General features: G+C 70.8%; 13 protein-coding genes. 4 read left to right on the top strand and 9 right to left on the bottom strand.

Features of this window, described 5'->3' with window-relative positions:
- Positions 1 to 6: 6 nt before the first annotated feature.
- Positions 7 to 3735: a proline dehydrogenase family protein gene (locus ACXJ3V_RS13945; protein WP_457100921.1), complete on the bottom strand. Its 3729-nt coding sequence runs from the start codon at positions 3733 to 3735 to the stop codon at positions 7 to 9.
- An 88-nt stretch (positions 3736 to 3823) separates the two neighbouring features.
- Between ACXJ3V_RS13945 and ACXJ3V_RS13940 the strand changes: the two genes are divergently transcribed.
- Positions 3824 to 4732, top strand: coding sequence for a LysR family transcriptional regulator (locus tag ACXJ3V_RS13940; protein ID WP_457100960.1), 909 nt, complete (start codon positions 3824 to 3826; stop codon positions 4730 to 4732).
- Positions 4733 to 4739: 7 nt separating this feature from the next.
- Here ACXJ3V_RS13940 and ACXJ3V_RS13935 read toward each other — a convergent pair whose 3' ends face one another.
- A complete protein-coding gene (locus ACXJ3V_RS13935) occupies positions 4740 to 5375 on the bottom strand; it encodes a hypothetical protein (protein WP_457100920.1) in 636 nt (211 codons plus the stop codon).
- A 130-nt stretch (positions 5376 to 5505) separates the two neighbouring features.
- A complete protein-coding gene (locus tag ACXJ3V_RS13930) occupies positions 5506 to 6066 on the bottom strand; it encodes an acyl-CoA thioesterase (RefSeq protein ID WP_457100919.1) in 561 nt (186 codons plus the stop codon).
- A gap of 354 nt (positions 6067 to 6420) precedes the next feature.
- Here ACXJ3V_RS13930 and ACXJ3V_RS13925 point away from each other — a divergent pair, with 354 nt between their 5' ends.
- Positions 6421 to 6927 (top strand): N-acetyltransferase family protein, encoded by a 507-nt coding sequence (locus tag ACXJ3V_RS13925; protein ID WP_457100918.1) that lies wholly within the window; start codon positions 6421 to 6423, stop codon positions 6925 to 6927.
- Between the two features lie 70 nt (positions 6928 to 6997).
- Here the strand turns inward: ACXJ3V_RS13925 and ACXJ3V_RS13920 are convergent, their stop codons facing one another.
- The 6 genes from ACXJ3V_RS13920 to ACXJ3V_RS13895 form a co-directional block, all read right to left on the bottom strand.
- The gene (locus ACXJ3V_RS13920) at positions 6998 to 7852 is read right to left on the bottom strand and encodes a hypothetical protein (RefSeq protein WP_457100917.1); all 855 of its coding nucleotides are present in this window, start codon (positions 7850 to 7852) and stop codon (positions 6998 to 7000) included.
- A complete protein-coding gene (locus tag ACXJ3V_RS13915) occupies positions 7849 to 8526 on the bottom strand; it encodes a response regulator (RefSeq protein WP_457100916.1) in 678 nt (225 codons plus the stop codon). The genes ACXJ3V_RS13920 and ACXJ3V_RS13915 overlap by 4 nt, the downstream gene beginning before the upstream one ends.
- Positions 8514 to 9803 carry a histidine kinase gene (locus ACXJ3V_RS13910; protein ID WP_457100915.1) on the bottom strand — a complete coding sequence of 430 codons (1290 nt, stop codon included), beginning with the start codon at positions 9801 to 9803 and terminating at the stop codon, positions 8514 to 8516. The genes ACXJ3V_RS13915 and ACXJ3V_RS13910 overlap by 13 nt, the downstream gene beginning before the upstream one ends.
- A 74-nt stretch (positions 9804 to 9877) precedes the next feature.
- Positions 9878 to 10657 carry an ion transporter gene (locus ACXJ3V_RS13905; protein WP_457100914.1) on the bottom strand — a complete coding sequence of 260 codons (780 nt, stop codon included), beginning with the start codon at positions 10655 to 10657 and terminating at the stop codon, positions 9878 to 9880.
- A gap of 39 nt (positions 10658 to 10696) precedes the next feature.
- On the bottom strand, positions 10697 to 11611 hold the full coding sequence (locus ACXJ3V_RS13900) for an alpha/beta hydrolase (protein WP_457100913.1): 915 nt from the start codon (positions 11609 to 11611) through the stop codon (positions 10697 to 10699).
- A 3-nt stretch (positions 11612 to 11614) separates the two neighbouring features.
- A complete protein-coding gene (locus tag ACXJ3V_RS13895; protein WP_457100912.1) occupies positions 11615 to 12469 on the bottom strand; it encodes an aldo/keto reductase in 855 nt (284 codons plus the stop codon).
- Between the two features lie 114 nt (positions 12470 to 12583).
- Here ACXJ3V_RS13895 and ACXJ3V_RS13890 point away from each other — a divergent pair, with 114 nt between their 5' ends.
- Positions 12584 to 12835, top strand: coding sequence for a DUF4242 domain-containing protein (locus tag ACXJ3V_RS13890; protein WP_457100911.1), 252 nt, complete (start codon positions 12584 to 12586; stop codon positions 12833 to 12835).
- Positions 12836 to 12851: 16 nt separating this feature from the next.
- Positions 12852 to 15422: an ATP-binding protein gene (locus ACXJ3V_RS13885; protein WP_457100910.1), complete on the top strand. Its 2571-nt coding sequence runs from the start codon at positions 12852 to 12854 to the stop codon at positions 15420 to 15422.
- Positions 15423 to 15437 lie beyond the last annotated feature (15 nt).

Raw genomic sequence — 15437 nt, 5'->3', positions numbered from 1 at the left:
CCAGAGCTAAATGACCGCCTCGCTCCAGGGGTCGAAATTTCCGAAGCGGTGCGCGGTGATGGTGATCGACTGCTCGTGCAGGAAGGGAAGCAGCTCGAGCCGGCCCGCCGCGGTGACCTCGCTGTCGTAGGTCGCGAGGTCGGGGTTGCCGCCCAGCGCCTCGGCAAGGGCGCGGTGGATGTCTGCCACAGTCGGGGCGGAGCCGACCAGTCGGGCCCGCGACACGGCGGGCCCGGCTTCGGACTCGTCGCCCAGCATCCGTTCCAGCCACTGCTCGTCGGTCTCGACGAACACCGGCAGCCCCTGGTCGCTGAGCGCGCGGCGCACCGGTGCGGGCAGCCCGAAGGGCGCGCTCACCGTGAACCCGGCGCCCGAGCGCAGCCCCGCGATCGCCACGCGCAGGATCGCCTGAAGGCTCGCGTCCGCCGTGGCCCGCACGGCCACGCCGCCTGTGATCGGGCGGTAGCGGAACAGGTTGCGCTCGATACCGAGGTGCGAGGCATCCTTCACCTGTCCGAACTCGCGATCCCACGCGATCGCGTCCGACAGCGCCGCGCGGCGCAGCCACTCGAACGCCTCGTAGTCCAGCGACGGCTGCGCCGCCTCGATCACCGCGGTGATGCGCGAGTCGAGGCCCCGCAGATGCAGGGTGGGCGACGACTGCGCGCCTGACGACCCGCGCCAGGAGCCCAGCCCGACGAGATAGTTCGGTCCGCCCGCCTTCGTGCCGGGTCCGACCGATGAGCGCTTCCATCCGCCGAAGGGCTGGCGCTGCACGATCGCCCCGGTGATTCCGCGGTTGACGTAGAGGTTGCCCGCCTCGACGCGGTCGAGCCAGAGGGCGAGGTCGCCGGGGTTCTGCGTGTACAGGCCCGCCGTGAGACCGTACGCGACCGCGTTCTGCAGTTCGATCGCCTGACTCAGCGACGTCGCGTGCATGACGCCGAGCACGGGTCCGAAGAACTCCTCCCGGTGGAACCGCGAACCGGCATGCACGCCGGTGCGGATGCCGGGGGTCCAGAATCGCCCAGCCGTCTCGGGTCCGAGATCGAGCCTGCGCGGCTCGACGAGCCACTGCTCCCCCTCGTCGAGGGTGGTGAGCGCCCATTCGAGCTTGCCGTGCGGGGGCTCGATGACGGGCCCGACTTCCGATACCGGATCCGTCGGCGGCCCGACGTGCAGCGAGGTGGCGGCGTCGACGAGCTGCCGGGCGAACCGGCGCGAGCGGCCGACGGGTCCGACGAGGATCGCGAGCGACGCGGCGGAGCACTTCTGGCCCGCGTGCCCGAACGCGCTCTTGATGAGATCGGATGCCGCGAGGTCGAGGTCGGCGGAGGGCATGACGATCATCGCGTTCTTGCCGCTGGTCTCGGCCAGGAGGGGAAGATCGGGACGCCAGGAGCGGAACAGGGCGGCCGTCTCCCAGGACCCCGTGAGGATCACGCGGTCGACCGCCGGGTGCGAGATGAGCCGCTGCCCCAGCTCGCCCTCGTCGATGTCGACCAGCGCGAGCACATCGCGCGGCACGCCGGCCTCCCACAGCGCCTCGGCGAGCACGGCCGCGCACCGACGGGCCTGCGGTGCGGGCTTGAATACGACGCCCGATCCGGCCGCGAGCGCGGCGAGCACGCCGCCCGCCGGGATCGCCAGTGGGAAGTTCCACGGTGGCGTCACCACGGTCAGGCGCGACGGCACGAACACGGCGCCGCTGACCCGGTCGAGCTCGCGGGCGGTGGCCGCGTAGTAGTTCGCGAAGTCGATCGCCTCGCTGACTTCGACGTCGGCTTCGGCGAAGATCTTGCCGGTTTCGGATGCCGCGACCTCGATGAGCTCGCCCCGTCGGGCTTCGAGGACTCGGCCCGCGGCCAGCAGCACCGCACCGCGATCGACCGCGGGCTTCGCGCCCCATGCGGCCGCGGCATCCGTCACCCGCCCGATGATCGCGCCCAGCGTGGCCAGGTCGTCGACCCGGGCCGCGGCGATCGTCGCGTCGCCCGCGGTGGAGGTCTCGACCCGGGCGAGGATGTCGCGGGCCCACGCCCGGTTCGCGGGGAGGGCAGGGTCGGAGTCGGCGGCGTTGCGGAATCCGGGGGCTCCGGCGGCGCGGATGGCGGACTCGCGCGGCGCGTAGACCGCGGTCTCGACGAAGGCCTCACCGCCGAAGTGGACCTCCTCGGCGGGGTGCTCGAGCGGGGCACCGGGCTCGTCGTCCTCGCCCGAGTCGTCCGCGCTCGCGGCGGAGCGGGCGATGCCGATGACGGCCTGTGTGAGGTCCTCGTCGGTCGGCGACTCGCGCTGCCGGCGCGCCTGTGCACGCGGCGGGAGCGGCTCGGCTTCGCTGGAGCGGTCCTGCGCCCGATTCGGTCCGATGTGCAGCTCGGGGTCGGCGGCACGGACGGTGGACGCGACGAAGCGATCCCGCTCGCGCTCGAACAGCGTCTGGTCGTCGGCCAGATCGAACGCGGCGGAGAGGAAGTTCTCGGTGGACGCGTTCTCTTCGAGGCGCCGCACGAGGTAGCTGATCGCGACGTCGAATTCGTCGGGGCGCACGACCGGCACGTACAGCAGCACATGGCCGACCTCGCGGGTGACCGCGGCGACCTGACCCTGCGCCATGCCGAGGAGCATCTCGAATTCGACGCCCTCGCGAGCCCCGCGCTCGTCGGCCAGCAGCCAGGCGTAGGCGATGTCGAAGAGGTTGTGACCGGCCACGCCGATCCGCACGGCGGCGGTGTGCTCGGCGTTCAGCGCGAAGTCGAGGCACCGCAGGTAATTCGCGTCGGAGTCGACCTTGGCGTCGTAGGTCGCGAGCGACCACCCGTGCATCACGGCGTCCACTCGCTCCATCGCGAGGTTCGCGCCCTTCACGAGCCGCACCTTGACGCGCGCGCCGCCCGCCGCGACGCGCTGCTGCGCCCAGGCGGTGAGCTGCTGGAGGGCGGGGAGGGCATCGGGCAGGTAGGCCTGCAGCACGATGCCGGCTTCGAGCTCGCGCAGGCGGGGGTCTTCGAGGATGCGGGTGAAGACCGCGATCGTCAGGTCGAGGTCGCGGTACTCCTCCATGTCGAGGTTGATGAAGGTGCGGTCCGCAGCGGCGCTCAGATAGAGCGGCAGCAGCCGCTCGACGACCTTTTCGACGACCTCGTCGAAGGCCCACATCGAAATGTGGCTCGCGACGGCCGACACCTTGACCGAGACGTAGTCGACGTCGGGCCGGCGAATGAGGTCGTGGATGCCGTCGAGCCGGCGCAGCGCCTCGTGCTCGCCGAGCACCGCCTCGCCGAGCAGGTTGAGGTTGAGCCGCGCGCCTCCTGCGCGGAGTTCCGCGATGGCGGGCCCGAGCTTCTCGGGCCGGGCGTCGACCACGAGGTGGCCGACCATCTCCCGGAGCACCCGGCGGGCGATCGGCACGACCGGGGTCGGCAGCACCGGCGCCATCGCGCCGCCCACGCGCACCGCGCCGCGCAGGTACCAGGGAAGGAAGTCGGGCACGAGGGGCGCAACGCGCTGGAGATTGGATGCCGCGGCCGCGAGGCTCTCCGGACGCATGACGCCGTCGACGAAGCCGATCGTGAACGGCAGGCCGTTCGGATCGCGGAGGACCCCGGCCAGCCGTTCGGCCGCGGGGTCGGCCTGGGCGTCGGCTGCCTCGGCGACCCAGCGCTGCGCGAGGGTGATCGCGCGCTCGGTGAGAGCGTCGGTGGGCACGGCGGACGGCATCGGTGTCGACGTCATGCTTCCAGCATCCCGTATCCGATCATTCAGCAAAAGCGATGATCTACGATCAATACCATTCAGTTCTGTCGATGGTTGGGGGGACCTCRTGTTCGAACTGCGCCGCCTCCGTCTGCTGCACGAACTCGCACTTCGCGGCACGCTCGCGGCCGTCGCGGAGGCCCTCTCCTACAGCCCGTCGACGATCTCGCAGCAGCTCGCCCAGCTCGAGAAGGACGCCGGCGTGCCGCTGCTTGTGCCGGACGGCCGCCGCGTACGGCTGACCGCGCACGGGGAGGCGCTGGCCGCGCACGCCGCTCGTGCTCTCGAGCTCGAGGAGCAGATCCGCGGCGAGCTCGAGTCGCTGCAGACCGGGATCGCGCCCGTGCGCGTCGCGGTGCTGCAGACCGCGGCGCAGGCGATCCTGCCGAATGCGCTCACCCTGCTCGCCGAGCGCGAGCCGACGCTGCGGGTGGAGATCGCCGAAGTGCCGCCCGAGGAGGGTCTGTTCGAGCTTTCGGCCCGCGGGTTCGACCTCGTGATCGCCGAGCAGTACCCCGGGCACACTCGTCCGCACCGCAGCGGTCTGCAGCGCGAGACGCTCGGAAACGACCCCATCCGGCTCGCCCTTCCGCCGCACGACCCGGCGGCCGGCCTCACCGCGCTGCGTGATCGCGCGTGGGTGATGGAGCCGGCGGGCACGGCGGCGCGGCAGTGGGCGGTGCAGCAGTGCCGAGCTGCCGGGTTCGAACCCGACGTGCGGTTCGAGATCGCGGACCTCACCGCTCAGGTGCGTCTCATCGCCGCGGGGCGGGCGGTCGGTGTGCTGCCGGATCTCGTGTGGGCGGATGTCGAGCCCCCCGTCCGCCTCGTGGACCTGCCGGAGGCGCCCGCGAGGGAGATCTTCACGGCAGCCCGCCGATCGTCGACCGCACGAGCCGGGATCCGAGCCGTGCGCGCGGCACTGGCCGACGCGTTCGCAGCGCGATCGCGTCTGGCCAGGCCGCGCGAAGACTGAACCCGACTCAGGCTCGGTCGGTCGTAGTGCTGCGGTCCGGTGTGGTTCCGTCGTCGATCACGGGGTCGCCCATGACCGTGCTGCGCCGGGTCTGGGTGACCGGCTCACCGTCCGCGTGCGTCCGCGTGGCGTCGTTCACGACCGGCTCGCCGGTCGCCGTGGTACGTGGGGCGTCGTTCACGACCTGCTCGTCCGTCGCGGTGCTGCGACGGGTGATGGGCGGAGTGTCGGTGGTCGCGGCATCCGTCGTGGCAGTCTCCGTCACGTAGGGGTCGAGGTCGTCGGCCTTGCGGCGGATCTCCTCTTCCTTGGCGCGATGCTCGGCTGCTTCAGCGGCGCGGGCATCGATGTCGTCGGCGTAGCGCTTCTGATCGACCGCAGCCTGAGCGGCCTCGGCTTTCGCGCGCTCTGCGGCCGCAGCCGCCGTCGCGGCGTCGGCGCGCGCCTTCGCCTGCTGCGCTTCGATCTCCTGCGCGGTCATCGCGGACTCATCGGCCTTGGCACGCAGCTCATCGGCCTGCTCGTGGCGCCGCTCGTCGCGGCGCGGAGAGCCCTTGCGGTAGGCGAAGTAGGCGACGATGGCGACCACGATGAGGACGACGACGATCGCGATGATGATCCAGGTGAGTGTCGTACCGGTCATGTTCCCGTTCCTCCCGCTGGACCGGGTCGGGGATCGTCGGCCAGCGTCTTCGAGGTAACCGGACGCGCGCGCCTGCGGCAAACCCCTTGCGCGGGGGGATCGGGTGCGCTACTTCGGCGGGGAGGTGCGGTCAGCGCCAGACACTGGGCGCGGGCTTGCGCGTGGAGGGAAGAGCGGATGCCGCGGCCCAGTCATGCATCCACTCCGCAGGCTGGGGCAGGTCATCGGGCACGTGCATCTCGGCGAAGAGCTCCTCCAACGGCACGATCCCGCCGCTGCGACGCAGGAATCGGGCCCGCACGAGCATCTCGGCGTACACCTCGCCGTCCACGACCGCGCGGTGCACGAGGTACGCCGCTTTGGCATCGTGGCCCTGCAGGCGCGACTCCACCGTGAACGTCTGCCAGAGTTCGAGGGACTTGCGGAAGGTGATCGTCTCCTGGGCGACGACGGCGTACCAGCCCTTGCGCTGGAGCAGGTCCCACATGCCGGTGCGGATGAGCAGGTCGAAGCGCCCGAGGTCGAAGAGCGAGCCGTAGCGGCCGTTGTTCATGTGGCCGAGCAGGTCGATGTCGGTGGGCAGTGTGCGAATTCGGACGCGCCCGACCGAGGTCGGTGCGATGAGCCCGTGCCGGCGCACCTGCACTCGTGCACGCCAGATCGTCAGGAGGGTGCGCCAGATCACATTCACGAGGAGTGATCGTAGCCACCGTGCATGACGAGCGTGATTCGATTGTCGAAGTACGACAGGAATCGGGCGGTGACGGTGGCCGACAGCTCCGCTCGCACAACCGACGCGGCGTGGCGACGCGGCCCTCCGCTCGGCGGAGTGCCACGGGAGAGCGGAGGTTTCTGCAACGCGGATTGGGCCTCCGCTCGCCCCTGCCCCTCCGCTAGGCGGAGGAGGGCTCCCGGCGGCCCGGATCGCCCCGAGCCGAGCGCGCGAGATGACCGAAAGGTTGCCCCCAGATCACGATCTGGTAACCGGACACTCACGTCATCCGCTCGATTTCGCCCTGCGGCAGGCCGCGCGTAGAGTCTGGCCATGGAAGCCGAACTGCAGACCGACATCGTCGTCCGTCCGGTGCGGGACGTGGATGCCGAAGCCCTCGGGCGGGTGCACGCGACCTGCTGGCACGAGACCTACGACCACCTCATCAGCAAGGCGGCGCTCGAGAAGGTCTCGCCGCGCCGCATGGCCGAACTCTGGACCCACTGGGCCGCTCAGGGCAGCGAGTTCAAGCAGTTCGCCGCCCTCGTGGACGGCGAGATCGTCGGCTTCGTCGGCTCGGGCCCCGCGCGCGACAAGGACGCTCCGCGCTTCCGCGAGCTGTACTTCATCTACCTCCTCGACGCCTGGCACGGCACCGGCATCGGCCAGCGGCTGTTCGACGCCGCCATCGACACCGATGAGCCCGTGTACCTCTGGGTCGCCGAGGACAACCCCCGCGCGCACAGCTTCTACGTCCGCAACGGCTTCACGCTCGACGGCGCCAGCCACACCGAGCCGTTCCTCGGCGAGACGCTCACCGAGGTCCGCTTCGTTCGCTGAGGCCCACCGACACCTACGACGGATGCCGCTGACCGGACAGGTCAGCGGCATCCGTCGTTCGTGTGCTCGACTAGCCGGCCCGCAGCACGGCCTGCCCGGCGGAGACGTCCACGCGCACGGTGCTCGAGGCGCCGGGCGTCGAGCCGACGCGGTTGTCGAACTGTCCGGCTGACACGTCGGAACTCACGTCGTAGTCCCCTTCAGGGACGGTCAGATCGGCCGAGCCGGCGCTCACCTCGAGGGTGATCGCATCGGGCTGGTCTCCGGTCAGCCTCCCGACGAGCGCTCCGGCGCTCACCGTGATGTCCGCCGAGCCGACATCGGCGAGGTCGAGGTCGGCGCGACCCGCGCTCACATCCGCAGTGAGCACGTCCGCCGAACCGGCCAGCGAGGCCCGCCCCGCGCCGAGATCGAGCCCGAGCTCGCCGAAATCGCCATCGGCGGTCAGGTCGCCGGCGCCGAGCCCGAAGTCGGCGTCGAGACCCTCGAGCGACGACGGCAGCCGCAGGGTCGCCCGGCCGTTGCCGAACAGCCACGGTGTGCCGAAGTGCCAGTCCGGCGACGCGACGACGAGGGTTCCGCCATCCGTGCGCAGCGTCCACTGATCGGCGCCGAAGCTGCCGGTGACCTCGAGTTCGGCCTCGGTCACGTCGGCGAACTCGACCACCAGCGTCCCCGCGGCGAGGTCGACGTCAAGCGCATCGACGTCGTCGACGGCGAGCGAGCGCCCGGTGGTCTGGATGGATGCCGCGGCCACGGTCGAGATCACCGTGGTGCCGATCGTGCCGAGGATGAGCGCCCCGCCGAGCGCCATCACGAGGATCGCGATGACCTTCGACGATGCCCTGGTGCCGGGGGTCTGCGGCTCAGGATCGGGGGGCCCGGCCACGGGGGGCAGCGGGGGCGGGGTGAGGGTGGTGCTCATCGGACTTCTCCTGTCTGCGGCTGTCCGCCGTCATGCGAGATGTAGGCGAGTGCGGCGAGCACCCGTCGGTTGCCGGACTCGTCCTGCTCGAGGTCGAGCTTCTGGAAGACGGCCGTGATGTGCTTCTCGACACTGCCCTCGGTGACGAAGAGCGTCCGTGCGATCGCCTGATTGGACCGGCCTTCGGCGATGAGCGCCAGCACGGCGGCCTCGCGGTCGGTCAGCCGCCGCATCCGCTCGTCCCGGGTGCGCCGGCTCAGCAGTTGGGCGACGACCTCGGGATCGAGCACCGTGCCGCCGGCGCCGATGGTCTCCACTGCGGCGAGGAAGTCGGTCACATCGGCGACCCGGTCCTTGAGGAGGTAGCCGAGGGCGCCGCGCCTGGTCGAGATGAGGTCTGACGCGTAACGCTCTTCGACGTACTGCGACAAGACGAGCACCGCGAGCTCGGGCAGCCGTGCCCGCAGGGCGAGGGCCGCGCGAATCCCCTCGTCGGTCCAGGTGGGAGGAAGACGCACGTCGAGGATGCAGAGTTCGGGCGCCGACTCGTCGACGGCCTCGTCGAGGCGCGTGGCGTCGGGGAGGGCCGCGACCACGACGTGCCCCGAGTCCTCGAGCAGTCGGACCAGGCCTTCGCGCAGCAACGCGGAGTCTTCGCAGATCAGGATGCGCATGGGATGCTCACCTCCACCGAGGTCGGTCCGCCGATCGGACTGTCGATCCGCGCCTGCCCGCCGGCGGCGAGCACGCGGTTGACGATGCCGTCGAGGCCGCCGCCGGGAAGCACGCGCGCTCCCCCGACACCGTTGTCCTCGACCCGCGCCCAGAGCGTACCGCCGTCCCGGCGTCGCACGACCACTCGAACTCCCGTGCCACGGGAGTGCTTCGTCGCGTTGGTCAGCGCCTCGGCGATCGCGAAGTAGGCGGCGGCCTCGGCATCCCGGCTGCAGCGTCCGTCCAAGCGGACATCGAGGTGCACGGGCACGATGGAGCGGGCGGCAACCGCCGACAGGGCGGCATCGAGACCGCGGTCGTCAAGCACGGCGGCGTGGATGCCGCGGGCCAGCTGTCGCAGTTCGGTGATGGCCGCCTTCGTCGAGGTGTGCGCCTCGGCGATGAGGGCCTTCGCGGCCTCCGGGTCGCTGTCGATCTTCTGCTGAGCGAGCCCGAGCGTCATGCCGACCGAGACCAGCCGCGGCTGAACCCCGTCGTGCAGATCGCGCTCGATGCGAGTTCGTTCGACATCCGCGGCGTGGACGGCGCCTGCCCGCTGGACGCTGGAGGTCCGCGCGGCCTCGGCGAGCTGCGCCTCCCGCGAGGGCACCATGATCGCCCGGGCGAGCACGCCGTGCAGTATGGCGAGGCCGACGATGGCGGCGGCAGCGAGCAGCGCGGCGATGATGCCGGCGGGCACCGCGAAGACGACCGGGACGTCGAGCCCCGTGCCGAACAGGCGCACGTGAGTGCTGTCTTCGGCGTACAGCGGGGCGAACGTCAGCGCGATCGCCGAAGTGAGTACGCCGATCAGGCCGAGCACGATCCAGCCGAGCACCGTCGCGATCGCCGCGCTGGCGACCGCGCGCCACACGCCGGGGTCGATCAGCTGCAGCCACATCGTGCGCATCAGCCCGCCGAAGCCCGGCCGTCCGCTCGACCGCGGGCGGCGCACCGGCAGGCCGAAGCCGTACAGTCCGTCGACACGCGCCGTCTCGAGCCATGCCAGGCCGAACAGCGCGTAGTCGAAGGCGATGAGGAACAGGATGCCGATCCCGAGGACGGGAAGCAGGCCCAGGCCGAGGCTGAGCAGGGTGATCAGGATCGTGAAGAAGATGGGGCCGACGACTCCGAGGGCGGCGAGCTGGAGCACGGCGCCGCCGGTGGCCAGCGGGCTGACCCGCCGAGGTGGGGAGGACTGTGCGGCCCGGATATCGGGTGAGGCGTGGGAGGTCATGGCTCCACGGTAGGACGCGGGGCCTTCGGACGCCCCCGAGGCATCCGCCCTCTTCGATTCGGGTTATCCCCCGGTCACCCGAGCATGCGCTTGATCTCGGCGATGTTGGCCTCCGACTCGGCGAGTAGCCCCCGCAGCTTCTCGACCGTCGCGGCGGAGAGGTCGGCGCCCGACGTCTCGGGTGCCGGAGCAGCGTCCTCGGGCTTGGGTGAGAGGAAGAAGTTCGCGAGGTAGCCGGTGAACGTGCCGAAGATGCCGACGCCGACCACGATGATGACGGTGCCGGTGATGCGTCCCAGCTGGCTGACCGGATACTGGTCGCCGTAGCCGACGGTCGAGATCGTGACGATCGTGTACCAGATCGCGTCGGACGCCGTCGTGATGTTCGCATCCGGGGCGTGCTCCTCGAACGCGAGCATGATGAGGCTGCCGAACTCCAGCACCAGGATCCCCATGAGCAGCAGCACATACAGCGCACTGCCGGCACGGTCCTTGATGAGCGCGCGCCCGATCGCCCTGACGCCCACCTTCTTCAGCAGTCGGTAGACGCGCACGAGCCGGAAGACGCGCAGGATCTTGAGCTGCGGGAAGGGGAGGCTCGCCAGCAGATCCGCCCAGCCGAAGTGCTTGAAGAAGTAGGCGCTCGCGGAGGGAGCCGTGAAGATCCGGTAGGTGAAGTCGGCCAGGAAGATGATGCTGAAGATCGCGTTCATCACTTCGAGCACCGTGTCGAGCGAATTGTCCCGCACGGCCAGCAGCAGCACCAGGTTGAGGATCGAGAGGATCGAGAGGATCCCGATGAAGATCTCGTAGCCGGTGCTCTTCAGCTCGCTGCGCGGCTTCTTGACCTTCATTGTCGTGACGATACTCGTCTGCGATCTCGCGCGAGCGCGTTATTTCGCGAGGCGCTCCCCGAGCCACGCGCGCGCACGAGTGAGAAGACCGCGAGCGAGGTCCGAGTCGGAGGCCCACGCCTCGAACCCGTGGGGCGCGCCCGAGACGATCTCGAGGGTGGTGTCGACGCCGGCCTCTTCGAGCCGCCGGGCGTAGTCGATGTCCTCGTCGTGGAACAGCTCGATGTCGGATGCGTAGATCCAGGCCGGCGGAAAGCCGGCGAGCGCGGTCCGGCGGGCTGCCGCGGCATACGGCGGCAGCGTCTCGGTGCCGAAGTGGCCGCCGAGGTACGACGACCATCCGACGAGGTTGCTGCGGTTGTTCCAGATGAAGTGGTCGGTGTCGTCGTGGCTGCGGTCCGCAGCCGTGCGGTCGTCGATCATGGGGCAGAACAGCCACTGCGCGGCGATCGCGTCGCCCTCGTCGTGGACGCGCTGGACGAGGCTCGCGGCGAGTCCGCCACCTGCGCTCTGCCCGCCGATGGCGAGGCGGTCGGCGTCGAGACCGAGTTCGCCGAGGTTGCTGTGCAGCCACTGCCAGCCGGCGAAGCAGTCGTCGATGGCGGCGGGGAACGGATGCTTCGGCGCGAGGCGGTAGTCGACCGAGACGATCGTCACCCCGAGCTCTCGCGCGGTCTCTCCGCAGTGCACGTCGTCCATTGCGGCGGCGCCCAGCACCAGGCCGCCGCCGTGGATCCACAGCAGCCCGGCGCCCGACGGCTCGGCGGGGATGTAGACGCGGAGCTTGACCCCGCCGGCGCGCACGATGCGCCGCTCCACGCCGTCGACCCGCTTGCCCGGCATGAGCGGGGACGCGGAGCCGACGAGCCACCTCAAGAGCCCGCTTTCGAGGTTCATCTTCGGCAGCTTCTTCGTGGCGGGCTGCAGGCTGGGGTCGACGCGCGAGATGTCCATGTGTCAGCCCCGGTCCCGCACGGGGGCCATGCGGGTCCCCGCGCTCATCACCCAGCGCGGCACGCGGAACGACGGCCGGTTGCGGTCGAGGTCGGCGATCCGCGCCAGCTCATCGGCGGTGAGCGCGAAGTCGAAGATGTCGAAGTTCTGCGCGATGTGGCCGGCGTCGGTGGACTTCGGGATCGCGATGAAGCCCGACTGGATGTGCCAGCGCAGGATGACCTGCGCCGGGCCCTTGCCGTACTTGGCCGCCAATTCGGCGAACACCGGCTCCCCGAGGAGCTTCTTCGAGCCGTGCCCCAGCGGGTACCAGGCCTCCCCCACGATGTCGTGCTTCGCGTGGAACGCGGAGAGCTCCTCCTGCGCGGAGTACGGGTGCCGTTCGACCTGGTTGATCACCGGCCGGATCTTGGCCGCCGCCAGGATCTTCTCCAGGTCGCTGATCAGGAAGTTGCTGACCCCGATCGACCGCACGGTCCCGCGCCCGACCGCCTCCTCCATCGCCTTCCAGCTGCCGACGACGTCGCCGAACGGCTGGTGCAGCAGCAGCAGATCGACGTAGTCGGTACCCAAGCGCTCGAGCGACGCTGTAATCGCCTGCTGCGTCTTGGCGTACCCGAAGTCGCTGACCCAGACCTTGGTCGTGAGGAAGATCTCCTCGCGCGCAACTCCGGAGGCCGCGATCCCGCGCCCCACCGCGCGCTCGTTCCCGTAGATCGCGGCCGTGTCGATCAATCGGTGACCGACGCGCAGGGCGGTCTCGACGCTGAATTCGCATTCCGCCACGTCGTTGACGAGGTACACGCCGAGGCCGATGCTCGGCATCGACCGGCCGTTGCTGAGTGCGAACGATTCCATGAAGATCACGCTAGACCTCGAAAGATAGGTGATCTCACCGATTCACCCCCATGCTCCGTGCGGTGTGATCAGAGGCACGACCACCTGGGTCGCACACTGGGGAAGGGAACCCACATGCCGCTCTACATGGATGTCCACCACCTCGACGGACCTGTCACTGTCGCGGACGTCGCCGCCGCACATGCGGCAGACCTCGCCCACCAGGACGAGCACGACGTGCACTACCTGCGTTACTGGGTCGACGAGAGCGCCGGCAAGATCTTCTGCCTCGTCGACGCGCCGAATCCCGAGGCCGCGAACATCGTGCACCGCGAAGCCCACGGTCTCGTCGCGGACGAGGTGAACCTCGTCGTAGAGGGGGTATGAGCGCTTAGATGGGCACATGCTCGTTGAGCGCGAGAGTCTCCTGGGGGAGCTGGCCGTAGCGCTCGACACTGCGCTCGGGGGACGGGGCCGCCTTGTCTTCCTCGGCGGTGAAGCCGGGGTCGGCAAGTCGGCCCTCGTCCGCGCGTTCGGAGAATCCGTCGTGGCGCCGGCGAAGGTCCGGGTCGGCGGCGTCGACAACCTCACCACCGCGGACGCGCTCGCCGCGTTCCAGGATGCGGTCCCCGAGATCGTGCCCCGCCTCGAGGCGGGCGGCGAACGGATCCGACTCTTCCGCGCACTGCGCAGCACGCTCATCGCCTCCCCGGGGCTCCTCATCCTCGAGGATCTGCACTGGGCGGATGAGGCGACCCTGGATGCCCTGCGCTTCCTCGCCCGCCGCCTGGACGGCGTCCCCGTCCTGATCATCGCGACCTACCGCTCCGACGAGGCGCGGGCGCGGCATCCGCTCACCCTGCTGATGGGCGACCTGACGACGGTGGCGAGCGTCCGCCGCCTGATGGTCCCGCCGCTCACCGTCGACGGCGTCGCGCTGCTCGCGGAGCAGGCGGGCGTGGCGGTCGACGCCGCGATGCTGCACGCCCGCACGGACGGCAACCCGTTCTTCGTGACCGAATCGCTCGCCGTGGGCGGCGAAGACCTTCCCGAGACGGTGAGCGATGCGGTGCTGGCCCGCGTCGCACGCCTCTCGCCGGGTGGTCAGGATGCCGCGGCCGCCGCCGCGATCCTGGGCACCGTCGCGGACGCCGCGCTGCTCTCCGCTGTCGCGGGGCGGGATGTCGCCGCCCTCGACGAGTGCGTCGAGGCGGGCGTGCTGGTGCCGACTGGCGACGGATTCGGCTTCCGGCACGAACTCGCGCGGGACGCGGTCGAGCGCAGCCTCTCGGCGGCGCGTCGGAGCGAGCTGCATCGACGCGCGCTCGGCGCCCTCACCGCGCGGACTCCGGAGGACTCGCGCACGCTCTCCCACCATGCCGCGGGGTGCGGCGACGATGCCGCGGCGGCGTACCACGCGAGGCTCGCCGGGGAGCGCGCCGCACGACTCAACGCCCATCGTGAAGCCGCCGCGCACTATCGGATGGCGCTGCGACACGGGTCCGCGGCATCCGACCGCCCCGCACTCTTCGTCGCCCTGTCGTACGAGTGCTATCTGACCGACCAGCTGCCCGAGGCACTCACGGCGCGCCAGCGTGCGCTGGAACTCCACGAGCTCGCCGGCGATGCGGCACTCGTCGGCGACGACGAGCGCTGGCTCTCGCGGGTGTCCTGGTTCCTCGGTCGCGGCCCTGACAGCGAGCGCTATGCCGCTCGCGCGATCGCGAGCCTCGAGCCACTCGGACCCAGCCGGGCGCTCGCCATGGCGTACAGCAACTTCGCGCAGCTGCGGATGCTCGCGAGCGACGACGCCGAGGCGGTGCTGTGGGCCCGGCGGGCGCTCGCGCTCGCGATCGAGTTCGGCGACGTCGAAATCGAGTCCCACGCGCTCAACAACCTCGGCGTGGTCACCATGACATCGGGCAGCATTCCCGAGGGCGAAGCGCTGCTCGCCCGGAGCCTCGACCTCGCGCTGGCAGCCGATCTGTCCGAGCACGCGGCACGCGCGTACACGAATCTCGCCTCGGAAGCGGTCGCCGAGCATCGGTACAGCGCCGGCCTCGTGCACCTCGATGCCGGCATCGCATACTGCGAGGATCGCGACCTCGACTCGTGGGCGCGCTACATGCGGGCGTGGCGGTGCGTGGCTCTCGGCGACATCGGACGCTTCGACGACGCCCTCGCGGATGCGCTGCTGCTGCTCGACCACCCGGACATCGCGCCCGTCTCGGCGATTCCCGCCGCCGCCGCCGCCGGGCGAGTCCTCGCGCGTCGAGGGGAGGAGGCATCCGCCTTCCTCTCCCACGCGACCGAGCTCGCCGCCGGCACGCGGGAGATCCAGCGCATCGCCCCCGCCGCGTGCGCTGCCGCCGAGGACGCGTGGCTGCGCGGCACGACCGGCACGATCGGACCGCTGACGGATGCCGCATGGACCCTCGCGCTCGCTCATTCCGACCCGTGGGCCGTGGGTGAGCTCGCCTGGTGGCGGATGCTCGGCGGATGCGAGCGGGAGACCGATCTGCCGCTCGCCGAGCCGTTCCGTCTCGCTCTCGAGGGAAGTCCCCTCGCCGCCGCGGACGCGTGGGATGCCCTGGGAAGCCCGGTCTGGAGCGCCTATGCCTGCGGACTCGCGCCGGATGCGGCATCCGCGGATCGCGCGGTGCGCGTGCTCGATGCCCTCGGCGCCGCCCAGTCCGTGCAGGCCGTGCTGCGCACCAGGCGCGAGCTCGGCCTGCCGCTCCCCCGCCGTCCGCGCACGGCGGCCCGCACGCAGCCCGGTCAGCTGACCGCACGCGAGCTCGAGGTGCTCGGGCTGCTCGATCGCGGACTGTCGACGGCGGAGATCGCGGCGACGCTCATCGTCTCGCCGCGCACGGTCGATCACCACATCGCGGCGGTGCTGCGCAAACTCGGCGAGCCGACCCGCGCCCGCGCCGTCGCCGCGGCGCGCCTACTGGGACTGCTCGACCGCTGACGAGACTTCGACGCG

The organism is Microbacterium sp. P5_E9, from assembly GCF_054049175.1.
Note: the sequence above shows the minus strand (reverse complement) of the source record. Positions and strands in the feature narration are given on the sequence as shown.

Coding starts and splice junctions, on each gene's coding strand:
- ACXJ3V_RS13900 (WP_457100913.1), bottom strand. CDS start 11,611: ATGGACATCTCGCGCGTCGACCCCAGCCTGCAGCCCGCCACGAAGAAG.
- ACXJ3V_RS13890 (WP_457100911.1), top strand. CDS start 12,584: ATGCCGCTCTACATGGATGTCCACCACCTCGACGGACCTGTCACTGTC.
- ACXJ3V_RS13905 (WP_457100914.1), bottom strand. CDS start 10,657: ATGAAGGTCAAGAAGCCGCGCAGCGAGCTGAAGAGCACCGGCTACGAG.
- ACXJ3V_RS13945 (WP_457100921.1), bottom strand. CDS start 3,735: ATGACGTCGACACCGATGCCGTCCGCCGTGCCCACCGACGCTCTCACC.
- ACXJ3V_RS13925 (WP_457100918.1), top strand. CDS start 6,421: ATGGAAGCCGAACTGCAGACCGACATCGTCGTCCGTCCGGTGCGGGAC.
- ACXJ3V_RS13885 (WP_457100910.1), top strand. CDS start 12,852: ATGCTCGTTGAGCGCGAGAGTCTCCTGGGGGAGCTGGCCGTAGCGCTC.
- ACXJ3V_RS13910 (WP_457100915.1), bottom strand. CDS start 9,803: ATGACCTCCCACGCCTCACCCGATATCCGGGCCGCACAGTCCTCCCCA.
- ACXJ3V_RS13920 (WP_457100917.1), bottom strand. CDS start 7,852: ATGAGCACCACCCTCACCCCGCCCCCGCTGCCCCCCGTGGCCGGGCCC.
- ACXJ3V_RS13895 (WP_457100912.1), bottom strand. CDS start 12,469: ATGGAATCGTTCGCACTCAGCAACGGCCGGTCGATGCCGAGCATCGGC.
- ACXJ3V_RS13935 (WP_457100920.1), bottom strand. CDS start 5,375: ATGACCGGTACGACACTCACCTGGATCATCATCGCGATCGTCGTCGTC.
- ACXJ3V_RS13915 (WP_457100916.1), bottom strand. CDS start 8,526: ATGCGCATCCTGATCTGCGAAGACTCCGCGTTGCTGCGCGAAGGCCTG.